General features: G+C 64.9%; 19 protein-coding genes. 12 read left to right on the plus strand and 7 right to left on the minus strand.

Features of this window, described 5'->3' with window-relative positions:
• The first annotated feature begins 75 nt into the window (after positions 1–75).
• Positions 76–936 (plus strand): isocitrate lyase/PEP mutase family protein, encoded by an 861-nt coding sequence (locus tag AU175_RS11665; RefSeq protein ID WP_066288890.1) that lies wholly within the window; start codon positions 76–78, stop codon positions 934–936.
• On the opposite strand, the gene AU175_RS22390 is transcribed toward AU175_RS11665, so the two are convergent.
• Both AU175_RS22390 and AU175_RS11675 read right to left on the minus strand, forming a co-directional pair.
• Positions 929–1,762: a hypothetical protein gene (locus tag AU175_RS22390; protein ID WP_231938537.1), complete on the minus strand. Its 834-nt coding sequence runs from the start codon at positions 1,760–1,762 to the stop codon at positions 929–931. The genes AU175_RS11665 and AU175_RS22390 overlap by 8 nt on opposite strands.
• Before the next feature lie 197 nt (positions 1,763–1,959).
• Positions 1,960–2,517 carry an NAD(P)H-dependent oxidoreductase gene (locus AU175_RS11675; protein ID WP_066288894.1) on the minus strand — a complete coding sequence of 186 codons (558 nt, stop codon included), beginning with the start codon at positions 2,515–2,517 and terminating at the stop codon, positions 1,960–1,962.
• 125 nt (positions 2,518–2,642) lie between these two features.
• Between AU175_RS11675 and AU175_RS11680 the strand changes: the two genes are divergently transcribed.
• The 6 genes from AU175_RS11680 (at position 2,643) to AU175_RS11705 (ending at position 10,971) form a co-directional block, all read left to right on the plus strand.
• A complete protein-coding gene (locus tag AU175_RS11680) occupies positions 2,643–3,251 on the plus strand; it encodes a TetR/AcrR family transcriptional regulator (protein WP_066288901.1) in 609 nt (202 codons plus the stop codon).
• Between the two features lie 364 nt (positions 3,252–3,615).
• Positions 3,616–4,599 carry an ABC transporter permease gene (locus tag AU175_RS11685; RefSeq protein WP_066288905.1) on the plus strand — a complete coding sequence of 328 codons (984 nt, stop codon included), beginning with the start codon at positions 3,616–3,618 and terminating at the stop codon, positions 4,597–4,599.
• 2 nt (positions 4,600–4,601) lie between these two features.
• Positions 4,602–5,588, plus strand: coding sequence for an ABC transporter permease (locus AU175_RS11690; protein ID WP_066288907.1), 987 nt, complete (start codon positions 4,602–4,604; stop codon positions 5,586–5,588).
• On the plus strand, positions 5,585–7,825 hold the full coding sequence (locus AU175_RS11695) for an ABC transporter ATP-binding protein (RefSeq protein WP_066288909.1): 2,241 nt from the start codon (positions 5,585–5,587) through the stop codon (positions 7,823–7,825). The genes AU175_RS11690 and AU175_RS11695 overlap by 4 nt, the downstream gene beginning before the upstream one ends.
• 49 nt (positions 7,826–7,874) lie before the next feature.
• Positions 7,875–9,593: an ABC transporter family substrate-binding protein gene (locus AU175_RS11700; RefSeq protein WP_066288911.1), complete on the plus strand. Its 1,719-nt coding sequence runs from the start codon at positions 7,875–7,877 to the stop codon at positions 9,591–9,593.
• 301 nt (positions 9,594–9,894) lie between these two features.
• A complete protein-coding gene (locus tag AU175_RS11705) occupies positions 9,895–10,971 on the plus strand; it encodes a Gfo/Idh/MocA family protein (RefSeq protein ID WP_066288914.1) in 1,077 nt (358 codons plus the stop codon).
• Between the two features lie 154 nt (positions 10,972–11,125).
• Here the strand turns inward: AU175_RS11705 and ald are convergent, their stop codons facing one another.
• Positions 11,126–12,244 (minus strand): alanine dehydrogenase, encoded by a 1,119-nt coding sequence (ald, locus tag AU175_RS11710; RefSeq protein ID WP_066288917.1) that lies wholly within the window; start codon positions 12,242–12,244, stop codon positions 11,126–11,128.
• 234 nt (positions 12,245–12,478) lie between these two features.
• Between ald and AU175_RS11715 the strand changes: the two genes are divergently transcribed.
• On the plus strand, positions 12,479–13,699 hold the full coding sequence (locus tag AU175_RS11715) for a PucR family transcriptional regulator (RefSeq protein ID WP_066288919.1): 1,221 nt from the start codon (positions 12,479–12,481) through the stop codon (positions 13,697–13,699).
• A 25-nt stretch (positions 13,700–13,724) separates the two neighbouring features.
• Here the strand turns inward: AU175_RS11715 and AU175_RS11720 are convergent, their stop codons facing one another.
• On the minus strand, positions 13,725–14,078 hold the full coding sequence (locus AU175_RS11720) for a hypothetical protein (protein WP_197497084.1): 354 nt from the start codon (positions 14,076–14,078) through the stop codon (positions 13,725–13,727).
• A 73-nt stretch (positions 14,079–14,151) separates the two neighbouring features.
• The gene (locus AU175_RS11725) at positions 14,152–14,571 is read right to left on the minus strand and encodes a helix-turn-helix domain-containing protein (protein ID WP_066288923.1); all 420 of its coding nucleotides are present in this window, start codon (positions 14,569–14,571) and stop codon (positions 14,152–14,154) included.
• 51 nt (positions 14,572–14,622) lie between these two features.
• Between AU175_RS11725 and AU175_RS11730 the strand changes: the two genes are divergently transcribed.
• Positions 14,623–15,417 (plus strand): alpha/beta fold hydrolase, encoded by a 795-nt coding sequence (locus AU175_RS11730; protein ID WP_066288925.1) that lies wholly within the window; start codon positions 14,623–14,625, stop codon positions 15,415–15,417.
• A gap of 3 nt (positions 15,418–15,420) precedes the next feature.
• Here AU175_RS11730 and AU175_RS11735 read toward each other — a convergent pair whose 3' ends face one another.
• Both AU175_RS11735 and ptsP read right to left on the minus strand, forming a co-directional pair.
• The gene (locus AU175_RS11735) at positions 15,421–15,699 is read right to left on the minus strand and encodes an HPr family phosphocarrier protein (RefSeq protein ID WP_066288933.1); all 279 of its coding nucleotides are present in this window, start codon (positions 15,697–15,699) and stop codon (positions 15,421–15,423) included.
• A gap of 36 nt (positions 15,700–15,735) precedes the next feature.
• Complete coding sequence (gene ptsP / locus AU175_RS11740) at positions 15,736–17,421, minus strand: phosphoenolpyruvate--protein phosphotransferase (RefSeq protein ID WP_066288935.1); 1,686 nt, start codon at positions 17,419–17,421, stop codon at positions 15,736–15,738.
• Positions 17,422–17,580: 159 nt separating this feature from the next.
• On the opposite strand from ptsP, the gene AU175_RS11745 reads away from it, so the two are divergent.
• The 3 genes from AU175_RS11745 (at position 17,581) to AU175_RS11755 (ending at position 21,619) form a co-directional block, all read left to right on the plus strand.
• Positions 17,581–18,303 carry a TetR/AcrR family transcriptional regulator gene (locus tag AU175_RS11745; RefSeq protein WP_066288938.1) on the plus strand — a complete coding sequence of 241 codons (723 nt, stop codon included), beginning with the start codon at positions 17,581–17,583 and terminating at the stop codon, positions 18,301–18,303.
• Between the two features lie 101 nt (positions 18,304–18,404).
• A complete protein-coding gene (locus tag AU175_RS11750; RefSeq protein ID WP_066288943.1) occupies positions 18,405–20,456 on the plus strand; it encodes a PTS mannitol transporter subunit IICBA in 2,052 nt (683 codons plus the stop codon).
• Positions 20,456–21,619, plus strand: coding sequence for a mannitol-1-phosphate 5-dehydrogenase (locus AU175_RS11755; RefSeq protein ID WP_066288946.1), 1,164 nt, complete (start codon positions 20,456–20,458; stop codon positions 21,617–21,619). Before AU175_RS11750 ends, AU175_RS11755 begins: the two co-directional genes overlap by 1 nt.
• Positions 21,620–21,722: the final 103 nt, after the last annotated feature.

Genomic DNA, 21,722 nt, shown 5'->3' on the forward strand with positions numbered 1-21,722 from the left:
ACACTTGTTGATCAATGAAGCACGTGGCGGAAGCCGAAGCTTTACGTGGGAAGCCTGAGGGGCTGGAATGGACCCATGATGACGCCCCCGCAGTCCATGTCACTGGCCGCAGCCTTCAGGTCCCTCCACGGCGCCGGTGCACCGCTTGTCCTGGTCAACGTCTGGGACGCGGCATCCGCCCGGCTCGTGGAAGAAGCCGGGGCGACGGCGATCGCAACTTCCAGCTCCGCCATCTCCTGGAGCATGGGCTTCCCCGACGGCAACAGGCTGCCGGCCGGGTTGGCGATGTCGGTGCTTGCGAGGATCGTTGCGGCCACATCGCTTCCCGTCACTGCGGACATCGAAACAGGCTATGCGGGGAGCGGCAACGGCTTTGACCACAGGAAGCTCCGGGACACAGTGCTGGCAGTGCTGCAGGCCGGAGCCGTCGGCATCAACCTCGAAGACTCCGGGGACCGCCCCCTTACTGACACGAGCGAACAATGCCGCCGCCTGGAGCTGGTCCGGGAGGCCGCGGACGCCGCCGGGGTGGACCTCTTCATCAACGCCCGGACGGACACGTACCTCTCCGGGATCTATCCGGAGCGCGCGTTCGAGGAGACGGTAGGCAGGGCCGAAGCCTATTTGGCGGCCGGCGCTAGCGGGATTTTTGTTCCGGGCCTGACCGACCTCCATGTGCTGCATGAACTCTCGCGCCGGATCGACGCTCCGCTGAACGCCCTCGCCGGCGTCGGGGCGCCGTCGGTCGGTGAACTGCACGACGCCGGCGTGCAGCGGATCAGCATCGGCGGCAACACCGCCAAGGCGGCGTATGCAACGGTCTCCCGGGTGGCCGAGGAGGTGTTGGGCGACGGCAACTGGTCGGAGCTGGCGGGGGCGCGAAGCCACACCGCGATGGATGCCCTGTTCGGCGGACAAGCGACCGGCACTACTTGAGGCTCAGGGCTTCGGCCAGTCCCTCACCGTTGACATAGATCTCGGCCCGGATGGCGCCCACCGCAGATACCGCGGTCTGGGTCAGCTGGGCCTCAATCCGTGGAATGTCGCAGACCCCGCCGGGGCGCATGGTGCCGGCCAGGTAAACGGTGACCGTGGTGCCGTCGAAGCTGCCGGCCAGGAAGTTCAGGGTTGAGCCGGACAGCGAGTTGTAGACGTCCGCTATGGGCGGCGCGCTTCCGTCCAGCAGAGCGCGGATGGCCGCAGGCAGTGGGTCGGCAGAATCGGCGTTGGAGCGCTTCACTCCCACCAGGCTGTCGTTGCAGCCGAACCGGACACCGCTGCTGCCGCCGTCGTCCAGGAGGACGTAGTAAGCCGTGACGGAATGGGTTCCGGCTGCATTGCCGAGTGGAGGATCGTCCGGAGCGCGGGTCTGGACCGGCGGCGGTTCCGCTGCCGGTGCCGTTCCGGATACGCCGGCCTGGGCCTGGCCGGTGCTGCCGGAACCCGTGCCGGAGCCGGAAGAGGCACTTGACGGTAAATCGTCCGGCTCGGTGGGGGTGCCATCGGACGGGGCGCTGGTCGGGGTGTCTCCGGAAGGGGCCGGACTTCCGGTCGGACTGCCAGCTCCGACGGACCCGAGGGGCGGCGCGGCCTGGGGCTGGGGGATGGGGGTCAGTGGTTCGGCAGGCGGAGCCGTTCGCTCGCTGGCAACCGTGCCGGCAGGGAATTCGGTGCCGGGAGCGCAGGACCCCAGCCACAACGGAAGCACCAGGGCCACCGCTGCCGCCGCCGCCCGTTTTGTGGCATTCCGCCTGATTGCCATCCCAGCACCGCAATTCCGTCCGGTACATTCCGTGCATTAAACGTTACGGCGGCCCGGCGGGCCAGGGAATGCCGGCGCGGTACCGGTTGAGACAAGAGTTGGTCACGCCGGACCCCTGCTGTGGCCGGCAATTCACGGTGCCATAACGAATGCCCCTCGCACCTTGCAGCGCGCGGGGCATCCGGTATGAGTCAGCCTTAGGCTGCCGAGCCCGCGGCGGCAAGGGCGTCAAAAACACCCTTGATCTGTTCGACAACTTCGGCGTCGTCCTTCGGGTGCAGTTCGGCGAATCGGACCATGGAGCCGGGAACTGCCAGTTTGACGTCCTCGAGCACCTGGGCGCCTGCAATGCCGGCAGCTTTGCGGGCTTCGTCCTGGGCCCAGACCCCGCCGAACTGGCCGAAAGCGGTACCGACGACGGCGGTGGGCTTGCCGGCGAGGGCGCCGGCGCCGTAGGGGCGGGACAGCCAGTCGATGGCGTTCTTCAATGAAGCGGGCACCGTACCGTTGTGCTCCGGAGTGACCAGCAGCAGTGTGTCGGCTTCGTTGGCGGCCGCGCGGAGGGCGGCGGCCGCGGCAGGCACCTCGCCCTCAACGTCGATGTCCTCGTTATAGAACGGGATGTTGCCCAGGCTTTCGTGGATGATCACGTCTACCTGGTCGGGAGCGTTCAGCCGGATGGCCTCGGCCAGCTTCTGGTTGTGGGAATCAGCGCGGAGGCTGCCGACAAGGGTAAGAACGGTGCTCTTTGACATGGGGACTCCTGGGATCGGGCTGCGGCGGATCCGCAGGCCTGCTGGTAATGGAGGCCGGTTGGGGCCTACGTGATGCTAAACGGACTACGGTCCGCTTAATATTCCCGGGGTCTAGAATATGGACTGTGACCTTCATCCCATTGAGGCCTGATCCGCTGTCGGCTCACGCCGCCGAGCGCAGTGATGCTGCCCGGAATCGTGAACGCCTCTTGGGGGCAGCGCGGGAACTGATATCAGAATGCGGTGCGGATGGACTCACGATGGACAGGCTGGCCGAACGCGCCGGCGTGGGCAAAGGCACCGTGTTCCGCAGGTTCGGCAGCAGGGCCGGCCTCATGATCACGCTTCTCAGCGACGCCGAGGCGGACTTCCAGGCCCGCTTTATGTTTGGGCCCTCCCCGCTTGGCCCGGGTGCGCCTGCCCGCGAACGCCTGATTGCCTTCGGCGTCGAGCGGATAACCTTCGTGATGCAGTACGGCGAGCTGGCACGGGCAGCCGACAAATCCGTACCCGACCGCTTTGACGTCCCGGCAGTGACACTATGGGATCGCCACATCGAGTATCTGCTCCGCGAGGAAGGCCTGGACGCGGACCCCCGCCTGATGGCCATGGCACTTAATGCCACGCTGGATCCGGAGCGGCTGCTGCATGCCGTCCGCGTGCACGGTATCGAGCCTGGGCGGCTTGCCGAGTCCTGGCGGGAGCTGGTCACGCGCGTCGTCAGCTCCCCCTAGCATCCGCCGGGGCTGTTTGAGCATCCTGTCAAATCAAATCCACTGAATTATTCATAACGATTCGATACGGCGTGTGTGATTTCCGCCGGTTTGGGCACTTCTTGACAGGATCTGTGTGGTAATTTCCTCTGGAATGTGACCCGCAACATAGTCCACCAGGACCAAGCCGGCAACGGCTGCGGGAGGCCAGCTACCCGCTGGTGCACAACCCGGAAGTGGCGGCGCATCCCCTGCCTGGCCGGGGACGACGGAAGGATCAAGCTCGTGATAGCAGTTACTGCCAACGCCGCGGACCCAGCGCGCCGGAGTCCCCTGATACTTCAGGATGAGCACCTGGCAGCGGCGATTCAGAAGTAGCTGCCACATGCTCCGGTACCTCGCCAAGCGCGGAATCACGTATGTTTTCATGATCTTCCTGACCACGTCGGCCGGGTACTTCCTGGCGGTCACCTCCCTCAAGCCCGCGCTACTGGAGCAGGAAAGGATCCCCCGTCCCACCCCGGAGCAGGTGGCCAACTCCATGCGCCTCAAGGGGCTGGACCCCGACCTTAGCCCGTGGGAGCGCTACGTGGAGTGGCTGACCGGCATCGTGACCCGTTGGGACTGGGGTCGCAGCCCCAACGGCGCCTTCGTCAACGCGGAGTTTGGCGACCGCGTGTGGATCTCCACCCGGCTCTTCCTTGCCTCCATCATCCTGACGCTGGTGATCGGCGTCGCCCTCGGTGTGTACTCTGCTGCCCGCCAGTACAAGTTCCAGGACCGAGTCATCACCTCGTACAGCTACCTTGCGTACATCGTGCCCGCACCGATCGCCTACTTCCTGGTGCAGCTAGGTGCCATCAACATCAACGAAACCGTCGGCGAGCGGATCTTCTTCGTCACCGGCATCTCTACCCCCGGCATGGAACCGGGCTGGGGGCAGTTCCTGGACATGGTGGCCCATTACGCCGTCCCTACGGTCGCTATCACTCTGGTGGGCTGGGGCTCCTACCAGATAGCCCAGCGCCAATACCTGCTGGACAACGTCAACGCGGACTTCGTCCGTACGGCCCGCGCCAAGGGCCTGACCCGCAACCAGGCCATTTCACGGCACGCCCTCCGCGTGTCCTTTATACCCGTGGCGCAGAGCATTGCCTTCACCATCCCCGCCATCTTCGCGGGCGGCTTCTTCGCCGAGAAAATCTTTGCCTGGCCAGGTGTCGGCTCCTGGAGCATCGACGCCATCTCGCTGCAGGACGTGAACGCCGCCACGGCAACGCTTGCCTATGGCTCTGTCATCTTCGCCCTCGGCGCGATCCTGGCAGACTTCGCCACCACGCTTGTTGACCCGAGAGTGAGGGTGCAGTAGCCGTGACAAACCTCAATGCAGTCGACCCGGCAGCCGTCGCGCAGGACGCGCACCTGGAAAGCGCCGATGCAGTCATCGGCAAATCCACCATCATCTTCCGGCGCTTCATGCGGAACAAGACCGCCGTGGCGGGCCTCGCCATTTTCCTCGGCCTGACGATCTTCTCCTTCATCGGCGGGTACTTCACCCCCTGGGACAAAGAAACCATCGACCCCTTCAACATCGGAATGCCGCCCTCCGGCGAACACTTCCTGGGCACCTCCCAAGCCGGAATCGACCTTTACGCCATGACCGTTGAGGGCACCCGGATCTCCATCCTGATCGGCCTGATTGTTGGCCTGGTGTCCGTCCTGGTCGCCGCCGTGTATGGCTGCACCATGGCCTACTTCGGCGGAAAAGTGGACAAGGTAATGCTCTTTGTCCTTGAGGCGCTCATCATGATGCCTGCCCTGCTGGTAGTGGCAGTGGCCACCAGCGGCGGAGGGGAAGGACTGAAGAATAACCTGCCCAGCTGGCTCCTCCTGATTATCGTGCTCCTGGTCTTCAGCTGGATGGGCACCGCCCGGCTTATCCGTTCCCTGTCCATGTCGCTGATGCAGCGGGACTTCGTCAAGGCGGCCCAGTACATGGGCGTCCCGCCCCGCAGGATTGTCTGGCGCCACCTTGTGCCCAACATCGGCTCCCTGCTGGTCCTGGACATCACCCGCGGTGTCACCGGCGCCATCCTGGCCGAAGTCGCCTTCTCCTTCATCGGCATCGGCATCAAGGTCCCGGATGTCAGCCTGGGCGTTTTGATCGGCGGCGCCACGTCACAGGTCCAGACCTTCCCGTGGATGTTCTGGGTACCGCTGACGGTGATGTTCCTGCTCACCGGCTCCCTTGCCATGATGAACGACGGCCTGCGGGACGCCTTTGATCCGAGTTCCAGTTCCGTTGGCAAAGCCAAGAAGAAAAGCGCCAAAAACAGCGTCAAGGAGCCGGCGAAATGAGCAGTGAAACCTACCTCGAACCGGCCGGCCCAACGTCCCACTCCGCGGCCGAACGCCTGCAAGTTGCAGGCCTCTATTCGCCGTCGGACGCTGTCCTGTCCGTACGGGACCTGCACGTCCGCTTCAACTCCGAGAACGGTGTGGTGCACGCGGTCCGCGGAGTCGACTTTGACCTGATGCCGGGCAAGACCCTGGGCATCGTGGGCGAATCGGGCTCCGGAAAATCCGTCACCTCGCTGGCCATCATGGGCCTCCTGCCGCCGACAGCGGAAATCGCCGGATCCGTGCGGCTGATGGGCAGGGAACTGCTGGGCCTCAACGACAAGGCGATGTGCGCCTACCGCGGCAACGACATCGCCATGGTCTTCCAGGACCCGCTCTCCTCCCTGACGCCGGTCTTTACGGTGGGTGCCCAGATCACCGAGGCCCTCACCATCCACAACCCCACGATGAGCAAACAGGCCAAGGAAGCCCGCGCCGTCGAACTCCTGGCAATGGTGGGGATTCCCAGCCCGAAGGACAGGCTCAAGGCCTTCCCGCACGAGTTCTCCGGCGGCATGCGCCAGCGCGTGATGATCGCCATCGCCATCGCCAACAACCCGCGGGTGCTGATCGCGGATGAGCCGACGACGGCGCTGGACGTCACCATCCAGGCGCAGGTGCTCGAGGTGCTTCAGGCGGCGCAGGAGGAAACGGGCGCCGCCGTCGTGATGATCACCCACGATCTGGGCGTCGTGGCCGGCATCGCCGATGACATCATGGTCATGTACGCCGGCAAGCCCGTCGAGACCGGGCAGGTGGATGACATCTATTACGACCCGAGGATGCCCTACACGATGGGGCTTCTCGGCGCCGTGCCCCGCGTGGACGTGGCCGAGAAAACCTCACTGGTCCCCATCGACGGCATCCCGCCCAATCTCATCTACACGCCCACCGGCTGCTCCTTCGCCCCGCGATGCCCGTTGGTCAGCGACGCATGCAGGGCCGGGGAGCCGGAGCTGCTGCCCGCCGGAGGCAAAGCGGGACACAAGGCTGCCTGCATCAAATCCGACGCGCTGGGCGGGGATGCCGACGTCCTGGAAATCTTCTCCGCACCTCCGGTGCCCCTGTCCCGTTTCGACGCCATCCCACGCGGGGAGCGTGCGACAGTCCTGGAGCTCAAGGACGTGCGCAAACACTTCCCGCTGACCAAGGGTGCCCTGCTGAAGAGGCGCATCGGCACCGTCAAGGCCGTGGATGGCCTGAGCTTCGACATCCGCGAGGGCGAGTGCTTCTCCATCGTGGGGGAGTCCGGCTCCGGTAAGACCACTACGCTCCTGGAAATCATGGAATTCCACAAGGACCAGGACGGTGAAGTGGTCATCGGCGGGCTCAGCAACAAGGAAGCCACCACCGGCAAGGTCAGAAGCGCCATGCGGCGTGAGCTGCAGATGGTCTTCCAGGATCCCACCGGGGCACTGGATCCGCGGTTCACGGTCTACGAGGTCCTGGCCGAACCGCTGCAGAATGCCGGCCTGGGCAACCGGGCCATCAAGAAGCGCATCATGGAACTGATGAAGCTGGTGGGGCTGCAGCCCGACCACGTCAACCGGTTCCCCAACCAGTTCTCCGGCGGCCAGCGGCAGCGCGTGGGGATTGCCCGGGCCTTGGCCGTCAATCCGAAACTTGTGGTCCTCGACGAGCCGGTGTCCGCGCTGGACGTGTCCGTCCAGGCCGGCGTCATTAACCTGCTGGACCAGCTGCGCGCCGAGCTCGGCCTGAGCTACCTGATGGTCGCCCATGACCTTTCGGTGGTCCGCCACATTTCCAACCGGGTGGCCGTAATGTACTTGGGCAAGATCGTGGAGATCGGCGAGGTGGACCGGGTCTTCGACAACCCCCGCCATCCGTACACGCGGGCGCTGCTGTCAGCCATTCCGGTGCCTGACCCCCAGCTGGAGCGCACCCGGGAGCGCATCATCCTCAAGGGCGACCTGCCGTCGCCCCTCGATGCGCCCAAGGGCTGCAACTTCGCCACGCGGTGCCCCGTTTTCGAGGCGCTTCCCGCGGCGAAGCAGGAGAAGTGCCTCACCCTCGAACCGCCGCTGGAATTCGTTCCGGCCTCATCCGCAGCACAGGCGCTGGAGGCCGGCCGGCTGCCTTCGTTGGACCAACAGTTCGCCTGCTTCTTCCCCGACGGCGAGCTGGACGAGGACATGCTGGTGGTCCACGAAACGGCGGAACCCCATGCACCCTAGGTTTTACAGACCCATCACAAGCACCACCCGCACCTATGAAGGGAAAACAATGAGGAATCTGACCAAGATCGGCGGAGCCGCGGCAATTGCCGCGGCCCTGACCCTGACGGCCTGTGGCGGTGGAGGCACCCCCACCGGACCGGAAACGGCTAAGGGCCAGGAGTCGGGCAGCGATCTGTCCAAGCTCATCAGCATCAACGAGAAGCCAGCCGCGGATCTTGAGCAGGGCGGCAAGGTCACCTTGCCGCTGGGCAGCATTGGCCCGGATTTCAACGGCTTTTCCAACAACGGCAACAGCTCGGACAACTCCGCGCTGATGGCACCGATTAATCCGGTTGCGGTCACGGGTGGCGGCATCGGCGGCTGCTGGAAGGTGGACTTCGAGGGCAAGGCGACCCCCAACAAGGACTTCTGCGAGTCCGTGGAGAGCGAAGTGGTTGACGGCAAGCAGACGGTCACCATCAAGGTCAACGACAAAGCGACATACAACGACGGCACGCCCATCGATATCAAAGCTTTCCAGAATACCTGGAACATCCTGAAGAGCCCCGATGCCGGTTATGACATCGTCACTTCGGGAGCCTACGAATTCGTGGAGTCCGTGGAGGCCGGCAGCAGCGATAAGGAAATCATCGTTAAGATGAGCCAGCCGGTGTATCCGTTGGAGGATCTATTCTTCGGCCTGATCCACCCTGCGGTGAACACACCCGAAATCTTCAATGAAGGTTTTGTCGGCGAGATGCATCCTGAGTGGATGGCCGGCCCGTTCGAGCTGGACCAGTACGACGCCGCAGCCAAGACCGTGACGCTGGTTCCCAACGAAAAGTGGTGGGGCAACAAGCCCGTCCTGGAGAACGTGACCTTCCGCCAGCTGGAAACCAGCGCGCAGATCGCAGCCTTCAAGAACGGTGAGATCGATGCAATGTCTGCGAACACCATCGCGCTGTACAAGCAGCTGGAGGGCACCAACAACTCCGAGGTCCGCCGCGGCCAGCGTCTCTTCGCCGGAGGCATGAATATCAACGCCCAGCGGATCACCGACGTTGCCGTCCGCGAAGCCATCTTCGCCGCGGTCGATCGCGAGGCGCTCCGCAAGGTCCGCTTCAACGGCCTGAACTGGGAAGAACCCAGCTCCGGTTCCATGATGCTCCTGCCGTTCTCCGAGTATTACCAGGACAACTACCCGGTTAAGGAAACCGGCCCCGATGCCGCCAAGAAGGTCCTGACCGACGCCGGCTACGCTCCGAATGCCGCCGGGATAATGGAGAAAGACGGCAAGCCGGCCGCCTTCAAGATCAGCAACTTCGGTGACGATCCCACCACCCTGGCATTTACGCAGACGCTGCAGAAGCAGCTCCAGGCCGGTGGCATGGATGTTGGCATCGACCAGCGTGCTTCCGCCGACTTCGCCAAGGTTGTGGGCGGCCGCGAATTCGACCTGAGCGTCTCCGGCTACACCGTGGGCGCCGACGCTACGTCCGCCGTCAAGCAGTACTATGACTCGAAGACCAACGAGAACAAGCTTGGCGACGCTGAACTGGACAAGAAGATCGCCGACCTCGCCTCGATCGAGGACAACGCAGAGCGCAACAAGGCAGCCATGGACGTTGAAAAGGAGCACATGGCGAAGTACTTCTCCATGGGCGTCGTGATGAACGGCCCGCAGATCTCCTTCGTCCGCACGGGCCTGGCCAACTACGGTCCGTCACTGTTCCAGAGCCTCTCGCAGGTTCCGGACTGGACCACCCTGGGCTGGGAAAAGAAGTAACCCCCGGCTGACGGCACTATCTGAACGCAACACGGCCGAAGGCCGGCACGCCCGGGATCCCCGGGGGTGCCGGCCTTCGGCCGTGGATCAGCGGGGAGCCTTCAGGCTGGACTACGACGGCGTCACGCCAGGCAGCCTTTTGGCGCACCGCAGGCGCCGTCCGCCGCCACGCCGGGACGCCGCCGTCGTTGTCTTCTCAAAAGCCTGCACTGCGTGACGCCCGCCGGCCGCGACGCTCTCTCACTTTCTGCGGGCTTTTCCGGAACGCTCGCTCACAACGGTGGGGGGTAGCCTAGCCCTTATGACCGGGACTGAAGTTCAACGCACTATCCGCACCGCCGTCGTCGGCTATGGCCTGTCAGGGAGCGTCTTCCACGCGCCGCTGATCGCGGCAGACCGCCGCTACTCGCTGGATATCGTTGCAACATCCGACGCCGGCCGGCATGCTGCCGCCGTAGAGCGGTATCCCGGCGTCAAAACAGTGCCCGACGGCGAGGCTGTGCTGGCGTTGGCCGGGGAACTTGACCTGGTAGTGCTGGGGACGCCTCCCGCCACCCATTACCCCATGGCAAAAGCCGCCCTTGAAGCAGGGCTCGACGTGGTGGTGGACAAGCCTTTCGCGGTCCGGTCCTCCGAAGGGGAGGAGCTTATTGCCTTGGCGGAGCGGCTGGGCCGGGTGCTCACAGTGTTCCAAAACCGGCGCTGGGACGGGGATTTCCTCACTGTCCGGAAGCTGCTGGCGGGGGAAGCGCTGGGTAGCGTGACCCGTTTTGAATCCAGCTTTGAACGCTGGTCCCCGGACATTTCGAAGGCGTGGAAGGCCCAGGCCGCGGCGGCGGATGGTGGCGGCGTGCTGTTCGACCTCGGTACGCACCTCATCGATCAGGCCCTGCTTCTGTTCGGTCCGGCCACGGTGGTTCATGCCGAGCTGCAGGCGCGACGTCACCACGAGAAAGTGGACGACGACGTCTTCCTCGTCCTAAACCACGAATCCGGCGTGACCAGCCACCTGAGCATGAACATGCTCTGCGCACAGCAGGGTCCGCGGTTCCGTATCCTGGGCTCAACGGGCGCCTTCACCAAGCACGGGGTCGACCCGCAGGAGCCGTACATCGTGGCCGGCGGAAGCCCGCTGGATGAGGAATTCGGCGTCGAGGCGCCGGAGTGGGCCGGACGCCTGGGCCGGGACGGACACCTGGACGCCCTGCCCACAGAGCGGGGCAGCTACCCCGAGTTCTACCGGATCCTCGCGGACAAGATCATCGACGGCGGCACGGCCTCCCCACTCCCCGTCCCGGTAGACCCAACAGACGCCGTCGACGTCCTCAAAATAATAGAAAAGGCACGCGAACTAGTCTCGGCGCAGAAGGGGGTTTAACGTCTGAACGGCAGCCATCCAGGAAGCGTGCTCCCCACCAGCCCCCTAACCTCGCAAGCTCGGCCAGGGAACCCTGCTGGCGTGGGCCCAGCCTCAGCAAGGGGCAGCACGCCGAGGATGTGTGTCTTCCAGCGCGGCGGGACAACCTAGAGGGTTACGCGGAGACCAGTTCGTGCCAGTCCGCCACGAGCGGCAGGTTGTGAGCTTCGGACACGGAGTGGTGCGCCACGTGGCCGGCGGCGATGTTGAGGCCTGCGGCGAGGGCAGGGTCACGGTCGAAGGCGGCCTTGACGCCCAGGTTGGCCAGTGCCACTGCGTACCGCAGGGTGACGTTGGTCAGGGCATAGGTGGAAGTGTTCGGGACGGCACCAGGCATGTTGGCAACGCAGTAGAAGATCGTGTTGTGGACCTTGTACGTGGGTTCCTGATGCGTGGTGGGGTGGGTGTCTTCGAAGCAGCCGCCCTGGTCCACGGCGATGTCCACCAGGACGGAGCCGGGCTTCATGCGGGCCACCAGCTCGTTGGTGACCAGCTTGGGTGCCTTCGCACCCGGAATCAGGACCGAGCCGATCACCAGGTCCGCGTCCACTACCGACTTCTCGATCTCGTACTTGTTCGACGCCACGGTCTTCAGCCGGCCCTGGTACTGGGCGTCCAGTTCGCGGAGCCGGTTGATGTTGATGTCCAGGATGGTGACATCGGCGCCCAGGCCCAGGGCCATGGCTGCGGCGTTGGTGCCTGCAACACCGGCGCCGAGCACAACCACCTTGGCGGGACGGACGCCCGGGACGCCGCCCAGCAGCACGCCCTTGCCGCCCGCGGGTGCCATGAGCGATGTGGCGCCCACCTGCACGGAGAGCCGGCCCGCAACCTCGGACATCGGAGCGAGCAGAGGCAGGGTCCGGCCTTCCTGGACGGTTTCATAGGCGATGGCGGTGACGCCCGCGTTGATCAGTTCCCGGGTCAGTTCGGGCTCTGCGGCGAGGTGCAGGTAGGTGAAGAGAATCAGGCCCTTGCGGAAGCGATGGTATTCCGCGGCGATCGGTTCCTTGACTTTCATGACCATGTCCGCGCGCGCCCAGACGTCGTCGGCGTCAGCGACGATTTCGGCCCCGGCGATCGCGTATTCCTCGTCCGTGATGCCGGAGCCCAGGCCTGCGCCGCGCTCCACGAGGACCGAGTGGCCGTGGGTGCGGAATTCATTGATGCCGGCGGCCGTGATGGCCACGCGGAACTCGTTGTTCTTGATCTCTTTGGGGACACCGATGATCATTCTGGGCTCCATTTTCACGGGCCTGAAAGGCCCTTGCAGTGCGGGGAAGTTGTTGATTCCAGAATAAATCCGGTTGTGAGGCAGGTGACATGAATCCAGGAATCCCCAACTGCCGCAATCGCGTCATTCCGCGGATTTCAGGAAATTCCATTCGACATTTGTTGAGCGTGGGAGCGTCAGGTGTCGCCTCGTGTCCGTTCGCGGTACGGTCCCTCCCGGCAGTACTGTTGGCCCATGCAGCAGCAGGATGTGGAACAGCTTGTGGAGCGCGTGGCGCAAAAGCTTGGGCGGGGGCTTTCACTGGAGGACCTGGACGGCCTGCTGCTCGCCTACAGCTCCAACCAGTCCCACGCCGACCGGGTGCGGGTCAACTTCCTGCTCAGCAAGCGGGTCCCCGTGGACGTCAGCGCGTGGCAGCTTTCGCACGGCATCTCGACGGCGGTCCGCCCTGTTGTCATCCCGGCCAACCCTGAGCTGGGCATGCTGGGCCGTGTCTGCGTGCCGTTGATGGTGCGCGGTTTCCGGGTGGGCTACTTGTGGGTCCAGCAGGACTCAGAAGATGAAAACCCGACGGCGATCCTCACCCAGCTGCCGGAAGTGAACCACGAGATCGAGCTGCTCTCCGGTCTGCTGCTGGATTCGAACACAGCCGAATCCGAGTTCCGCAGGGGCCGTGAACGGGAATTCCTGGCTGCCTGTTCCGGCGAGGCCAACGCCGTGGCGGCCGTTGCGGGATGGAAGGAAATCCAGGGCAAGGGGCCGTGGCAGATGGTTACCGTCCTGGACGCAGACGGTTGGGCCGGAGGGTCCGACCCCATCGCGTCCACCCTGATCCACCGGTCCGCAGCCCTGCAGGCCACCATCGGAGTGGATGTAGCCTTGTTCAGCGCGGGCACGGAAACGCATTCGGTGGTGTTGTTCAAGGAGTCCACGGGCCGCGCCAGCCATGCGCAGGTCCTGGTCCACTATCAGCTGGAACTGGCCAAACGGTCCGGCCGGCCTGTGCACCGCATCATTCTGGGAATCAGCGAGGGATTCGCCCGGCCGAGGGATTTCGCTGAGGCGTACCGGCAATCCAAGGTTGCCGCGCAGGCCGCAGCGGTGGACCAGCAGCTGGGTGAACTGGTGGACTGCAGGACCACGGGGATCTACCAGCTGCTGGCGTCGGCCGGCGGAGGGGCGGGCGCCTGGGCCGATTCCGGGTCCGTCTACATCCGCATACTGGAGGACCACGACCGCAACGGAGAACTCATCCCTGTCCTGGAGCTGGTGTACGACAACGACGGCGCAGTGCAGGACGTGGCCGACAAACTCCACCTGCACCGGAGCAGCGTCTACAACCGGCTGGGCCGCATCCGCGCCCTGCTGGGGGTGGACCCGCTTAAGGGCATGCCCAGACTGGAGCTGCATGCTGCGCTGAAGATGCGCCGGTGGGCGGGGCGGCCGAGGATTTAGGGCAAAGCATTAGCCAGCCCAGGCTCTACGCCGCGTTTCCTTCATGTTTTGACGGCTTGTCAGGTGCCATTGCCTGGTCCTGAAGGGAGCGGTGTGAAATGTCCTTGCGGTCAGCCGGAGAAGCCTCACGGCCAGGTTCCAGGGATGTGGCCTGGTCCAGGGAGGCGGCCTGCTGCAGGGTCAGGGTTTCCTGCTGGCCCAATGCGTCGCGGCGGCGCTTGGAGATTGCGCTGTCGGCCCACATGGCGACGGCTACGAAAACTACGCAGCTGGACATGACCACGGCAGTGTTGTTCAGCCTCATGGCCGAACCCAGCATGGCAGCAACCAGCATGGCGGCAATGCCCGCCACCACGTGCAACCCTCTGAATTTTGCCACAAATCAAGCCTAACCCCGGCGGCTCGCCCATCTAAGGCCGCGCCGAGATCGTTGCTTGATCCTTATCCTTCCGTCATTTGGGGGCGCGTGCACCGTCATTTTCGCCGGAGGGCGGCTTAGCCTCTTCCGTCTTCCTTTGCAGTTCCAGCCAAGCAATGATCGCGGCCCTCCGGATCCTGCGGTGGGTGCCGCGGTACTCGACGGGGATTTCGCCGCGGTCGGTCATGTTGCGAAGAAACGTGTGCGAAATACCGGCCAGTTCGGCCGCCTGGGAGGTGGTCAGCAGTTCCTCGACGCTGCTGACCGCCACGGCTTCACCGCGGCTGAAGCGACTCAGGAGATCAACGACGGCGTCCCGCGCCTGCGGCGGCAGCCGGTGGACGGTACCGTCCACAAAGACAGTGATGTCGTGGCTTCCCGCCAGTGCACGCTGGAGTTTCTCCGCATCCTCAACCGGGAGGCCGTCGGTCATCCGGGGAGCTATCAGTGCCATGGGCAACAGCCTAACCCGGTCCCGCAGGCCGGGTGGCGGTAAACTCGCCTGATGAAACTAGCTGATGGCCAGGAGGTAACGTCGGGCGGCCTGACCGGGCGGCTGTACGCCTCCGTGGCGCACCGCGACAGCGAAAGCGGCAACGGCAGCCGGCCCACCTACGTGCTGCTGCACGGCATCGGCGTCTCCCACCGCTACTTCGCGCGGCTGCACCGCGAGCTGGCCCAGGTGGCTGATGTCTACACCCTGGACCTCCCCGGCTTCGGCCGTGCCCCCCGGCCCGGACGGCAGGTGGCCGTGGGGGAGTACGCCGCGTTCGTAGGCAGCGTCCTGGCCGGCGCCGGGGTCCGGTCCTGCGTGGTGGTGGGGCATTCCATGGGCACGCAATACGCCGTGGAGCTTGCCCTCCAGGAGCCCGGACTGGTGGCTGGCCTGGTGCTGATGGGTCCGGTGGTGGACAGCAGCAGGAAATCCGTGCCCCTGCAAGGGCTGGCGCTGACCCGTGATGCCATGTTCGGAGAATCCCTATCCTCAAATGTCATTGTCTTCGGGGATTACACCCGGGCCGGTCTCCGCTGGTACCTGACCCAGTTGCCGGTCATGATGGAATATCCCCTCGAATCCCGGATCCAAGGGGTCAGCCAGCCCCTGCTCGTGATGCGCGGGGCCAAAGACCCCGTAGCACGCAAGCCGTGGTGCGAGCGGCTCGCGGCGCTCGCACCGCAAGGCGGCCTGGCGGAGATACCCGGGGTGGGGCACGTCCTCCAGCACATGGCACCGGGAGCCACAGCAGCCGCGATCAGCAACTGGGTCCGGGCCGTCGATGGGTTCGGCGTTACCGCCTGACCGCTACTCGGCGTCGAGATCCGTTTCCAGGAGCTGGACCAGGGAATCCAGCGCGGCATCGGCCCCGTCACCTTCGGCGCGCAGCACCACCACGTCACCCTTGGCGGCACCGAGGGTCATCAGCGAGAGGATGCTGGAGGCGTCCAGTGCATCATCCGCCGGCTCGCCCTGCATGGCGATAGTGACGTCCACTCCCACGTCGCCTGCAGCCTCGGCGAAGAGTGCGGCGGGGCGGGCGTGCAGGCCTGAGCGGCTGGCGATGGTGGCGGTGCGTTCGGGCATTGTTCCTCCTGGTAATTGTTGGTGCGGGCAGCCGCGTTACAGTCCGAGTTCTTCGAGAATGGGCAGCTTTTCACGGACCCAGGCACGGGCCTCGGTTGCGTTGGGTGCGGACAGTGCCAACTTGGCCAGTTGCTGCGCCTCGGCCAGCGTCACCGTCTTCAGGACCGCTGCCACGGCGGCCAGGGACCGCGCGGTCATGGACAGCGTGTTGACTCCCAGGCCGGTCAGGACGACGGCGAGGGCGGGGTCGGCGGCGGCCTCACCGCAGACGCCCACGGGCTTGTTGTGGCCTTCCGCGCGGGAGCCTTCCACTGTGAGCCCCACCAGGCGCAGGACTGCCGGCTGCCATGGCGTGTTCAGGTTGGCCAGCGGGCCCAGCTGGCGGTCCGCGGCCATGGCGTACTGGGTGAGGTCGTTGGTGCCCAGGCTCGCGAAGCCCACCTCGCGCAGGATGGCTTCGGCGGTGAGCGCCGCCGAAGGCACCTCCACCATGACTCCCGGATTGGTGATCCCGGCAGCTGCGCACATGGAGGCGAAATGAGCTGCTTCTTCAGCCGTGGAGATCATCGGGGCCATGACCCAGACGTCGGCCTCTGAATCCTTTTCGGCCAGGGCAATCGCCTGCAGCTGGCGTTCCAGCACGCCCGGGGTGGTGAAGTCGGTGCGGTAGCCGCGGACGCCGAGCGCGGGGTTCGGTTCCGTGGCGTCGGTCAGGAACGGGAGTGGCTTGTCTGCGCCGGCATCCAGGGTGCGGAGCACGACCTTCTTGCCGGGGAAGGCATCAAAAACGCTCTTGTAGGCCGCTGCCTGCTCTTCGACAGTGGGTTCGGTGTCGCGTTCCAGGAAGCAGAACTCGGTGCGGAAAAGCCCCACGCCCTGCGCATTGAGGCCGGCAGCTGCCGCGGCATCCTTGCCGCCGCCAACGTTGGCGAGCAGCGGCACCAAGTGGCCGTCCGCCGTCGTGCCGTTGCCGTCGAAGACTGCCAGCAGGGAAGCGTTAGAGGCCCAGGCCTCTGCGGCGGCGCGCTGGTCCGCGTCCGGGTTGATGCTGATGAGGCCGGCGGCGCCGTCGACGTACACCTCCGTGCCGTCCGGCAGTTCGTCCACTCCCGCCGCCGCCACTACGGCCGGCAGGCCGAGGGAGCGGGCAATGATCGCGGTGTGGGACTGCGGTCCGCCGCCGGCGGTTACCAGGGCCAGTACCTTGTCCGGGTCCAGCGTGGCCGTGTCCGCGGGTGCCAGGTCCTCGGCAACCAGGATGAAAGGCGTGTTGGAGGAGGGGATGCCCGGGGCGGGCACGCCGCGAAGCTCGGCCACAATGCGGGCCCGGACGTCCAGGACGTCGGTGGCGCGCTCAGCCATGTAGCCGCCCAGGTTGTGCAGCATCTCCGAGACCGAGGCGCCAGCCTCCCAGATGGCTCGCTGGGCCGAGGTGCCACGGGCAATCAGCTTGCCCGCACCCTTCAGGAGCATGGTGTCCTTGGCCATCAGCGCCGTTGCTTCCAGGACAGCCTTGCCATCACCGCTGGCGGTTTCAGCCCGCGCCTTGAGCTCGTCATGGACGGCGCTGGCCGCTGCCTTAAGGGCGGCGGTGGCTTCCTCCGCGGAGGTCTCCCCGCTCAGCTGTTCGCCTGCCGGAGGTTCGCTGATCGGTTTGGGCATTTGCCGGATGGTGCCGATGATGCGGCCTGGGCTGACGCCAACTCCTGGGAAGTTCTGCACTGAAGGTCCTCGTTCTCTGCCGGTAGCCAGGCCCGCCAAGGTTCCCGGCGCCATGCCGGAAGCGCCAGGACTGCTACGTCCGGCGGCGCAAAACGTGCCTGAAAAAATTGTATGTGATTCAGTTCATATAGCATTGCTATAGGTGATAGGGTAGCGGTTATGAGTTTGGATGGCCAGCTTCCCCCCAAAATGCGACTGTTGCGTGCGGCGGCCGAATTGCTGGCAAACTCTGCGGGATCACCCGTTTCCACCCGCCAGATCACGCAGCTGGCGGGCGTTACGGCGCCCACGCTCTACCACCACTTCGGTGACAAGGAAGGTCTTTTCGACGCCGTTGTCGCCGCGGGATTTGAAGAATACGTCGCGGGTGAAAGGGATTTCGCGCCGTCCGGACATCCCCTGGAGGACATCCGGCGGATGTGGGACAACCACGTACAATTCGGCCTTAACCAGCCGGAACTGTACCTCGTGATGTTCGGCAATATCCGCCCTGAAAGCCGCCCCGCCATCGTTGCCGATGCCGAGGCCCTGATGGAGGAGATGCTGAACAAGGCAGCAGTGGCAGGCCAGCTCAACGTCCAGCCGCGGGAAGCGGCCAGGAGCATCCTGGCCGCCAATGTGGGGGTGACCCTCATGCTGATTGCGGAGCCTGCCGCCGAACGGAACCTTGAATTGTCCACCATGACGCGTGACGCCATGATTTTTGCGGTGTCCGCGGACCAGGCCGCAGGGACGGGCCCGGATGGCTCCGGGAAGTCCTCGGTAGTGGTGGCAGCGATTGCCCTGAACGCCGCACTCCAGGCATCGCACTCAGACCAGCTCTCCAGCTCGGAACTCAAACTCTTCCTCGAATGGCTTCACCGGATCTCAACCAGCAGCTAGCCAGTCCCAAGCCACACTGCACCACCCTTTGCACAGGCAGTACCGTCGTCGAAATATCGGAAAATCCTGCGGAGCAGCAGGAATCACGGTTAGGAAATCACATGGCAACAGAGACAGTTGCAAAACCCCGTACCAGCATGCGGGTTGGCGTCCAGAAGTTCGGGACGTTCCTGTCCGGAATGATCATGCCCAACATCGGGGCGTTCATCGCCTGGGGCCTCATCACTGCCCTCTTCATTGAGAAGGGTTGGATCCCCGTCCCGGCGCTGGGTGGTTTCGGTACCAATGCCGAGGGTGTGCCGTATGTGGGCCTGGTTGGTCCTATGATCACCTACCTGCTGCCGCTCCTGATTGCCTACACCGGCGGCAGGATGGTCTACGACGTCCGCGGCGGCGTGGTGGGCGCAATCGGCACCATGGGCGTGATTGTGGGTGCCGGTATCCCGATGTTCATCGGAGCCATGATCATGGGCCCGCTCGGCGGCTGGACCATGAAGAAGATCGATGCGCTTTGGGACGGCAAGATCCGGCCGGGCTTCGAGATGCTGGTGAACAACTTCTCGGCCGGGATCTGGGGTGGCCTGCTCGCCATGCTGGGCTTCTACGGCATCTCTCCGCTGGTCACAGCCTTCAGTACGGCCGCCGGCAACGTAGTCCAGTTCCTGGTCAGCAACGGCCTGCTGCCGCTGACCAGTATTTTCATCGAGCCCGCCAAGGTGCTGTTCCTGAACAACGCCATCAACCACGGTGTCCTCACCCCGCTGGGTATCCAGCAGTCGCTGGACCAGGGCAAGTCCATCCTGTTCCTGCTTGAGGCCAACCCGGGTCCCGGCTTCGGCATCCTGCTTGCCTACATGTTGTTCGGACGAGGCGCTGCGAGGGCTTCGGCTCCCGGCGCCGCGATCATCCACTTCCTCGGCGGCATCCACGAAATCTACTTCCCGTACGTCCTGATGCGCCCGCTGCTCATTCTTGCGGCGATCGCGGGCGGCATGACGGGCATCGCAACCCTGTCCATCACCAACGCCGGCCTTGTGGCGCCGGCCGCTCCGGGATCCATCCTCGCGGTGCTCGCCCAGACCGCCCGCGACAGCTACTTCGGCGTGATCCTTGCGGTGCTACTCGCCACTGCTGCCTCGTTCCTCGTCGCCTCCGTCATCCTGAAGACCACTAAGCACAGCGACGAAGTGGAGCTCAGTGATGCCACCAGCCGCATGGAAGCCATGAAGGGCAAAAAGAGCTCGGTCTCCTCGGCCCTGACCGGTGCGGGCACGGCAGGTACGGCCGTCCTCGCCGGTCCGGTCAAGAATATCGTGTTCGCCTGCGACGCCGGCATGGGCTCAAGCGCCATGGGCGCCTCGGTGCTGCGGAACAAGATCAAGGCGGCCGGCTTCCCGGACGTCAAGGTCACGAACGCCTCCATTGCCAGTCTCGACGACAATTACGACGTTGTGGTCACCCACCAGGACCTCACCGAACGCGCCAAACCTGTCACCTCCAGCGCCGCGCACTTCTCCGTGGACAACTTCATGAACAGCCCCCGCTACGACGAGATTGTTGAGCTGGTCAAGAAGAGCAACGCTCCGGAAACATCCGACGCCGGTGCTGCCGCCAGCCAGGGCAACCACGGTGCCCACGCTGCCGACGCCCCTGTGGACGCAGCCCTTACGGACGCCACTCCCGGCAACGAAGCCACAGCGGGAACAACCGCCGTCGCACCGTCGGAGATACTGGTGGCTGACAGCGTCATCCTCAACGGCACCGCCACCACCCGCGACGCCGCGATCGACGAAGCCGGCCGGCTCCTATTGGCCCGCGGCGCCGTGGACGAAGGCTACATCGCCGCCATGCACGAGCGTGAAGAGTCTGTGTCCACGTACATGGGCAGCTACCTGGCCATTCCGCACGGCACCAACGCGGCCAAGGACCACATCATGAAATCCGCGGTGTCCGTAATCCGCTACCCGGAGGGGATCGACTGGAACGGCAAGCAGGTCAAGTTCGTGGTGGGCGTGGCAGGGATCAACAACGAACACCTCCACATCCTGTCCTCGATCGCGAAGGTCTTCACCGATAAGGCCCAGGTGGCCCAGCTGGAGGCCGCCACGTCCGTGGATGAAGTGCTGGCGCTGTTCGGAAAGGTCAACGCATAGTGAAGGCAGTACATTTCGGAGCAGGAAACATCGGCAGGGGCTTTGTCGGGCTGCTGCTGCACGAGGCCGGATATGAGGTGGTGTTCGCGGACGTCGCCGAGGAGCTCATCGGCCAGTTGGCGGCAGCGGACAGCTACAACGTCCACGAGGTGGGGGAGAACCCCACTGTCCGGACGGTGGATAATTTCCGCGCGCTGAACTCCGGCACGCAGGATGCAGACCTGGTGCGCGAAATCGCCACGGCGGATATCGTTACCACGGCCGTCGGGCCGCACATCCTGAAGTTCGTGGCACCCGCCATCACCAGGGGTATCGCGGCGCGGGACGCCGCGCTGGCGCCCCTGCAGGTGATGGCCTGTGAGAACGCCATCAACGCCACGGACATCCTGCGGGCCGAAGTCGCCGCGCTTTGGGACGACGCCGCCGGCTCACTGGACGCCGCGGCGGTGTTCGCGAACACCGCGGTGGACCGGATTGTGCCCAACCAGGAGCCGGGGCAGGGCCTGGATGTCACGGTGGAGACGTTCTACGAGTGGGTCATCGACCGGACGCCCTTCGCCGGCGCGGCGCCAGTGATCCCCGGGGCAACGTTCGTGGACGAGCTCTCGCCCTACATCGAACGGAAGCTGTTCACGGTGAACACGGGGCACGCCTCGGCGGCGTATTTCGGTTTTGAGGCCGGGCTGGAGAAAATTTCCGAAGCCATGGCGGACCAGGATGTGGCGGAGGATGTCCGCGCCGTCCTGGAGGAAACCAAGCAGCTCCTCGTGGCCAAGCACGGCTTCAGCAACGATGAGCAGGAGGCCTACGTCCAGAAGATCCTGGTCCGGTTCTCCAACCCGCACTTGCCCGACACGGTACACCGGGTAGGCCGCGCCCCGCTGCGCAAACTCAGCCGGCACGAGCGGTTCATCGGCCCCGCCGCCGAACTGGCTGAACGCGGGATCGTCCCCGAAGCGCTCCTGGGTGCCATCGCCGCGGCGCTGCGCTTCAACGACCCCGCCGACGCCGAGGCCACCGAACTCGCCCAGATCCTGGCATCGTCGTCACCTGCCGACGCCACGGCCCGGATCACTGGGCTGGCTCCCGAACACCCCCTCTTCGAAGCAGTATCCACTTTGGTGGAAGAGCGCCAGGCGGAAGGGGCGAAGGCCCCCGCCTGACCCGTCCCCGCACGCTCTCCCACTTCCTGCAGACTTTTCGGGAACGCTCTCGCAGATCCTGCAGTCTTTTCGGGAACGCTCTCGCAGATCGTGCGGCTTTTCC

It is taken from the genome of Arthrobacter sp. B6, from assembly GCF_001663775.1.
In the GTDB taxonomy this organism is placed as follows: Bacteria; Actinomycetota; Actinomycetes; order Actinomycetales; family Micrococcaceae; genus Arthrobacter.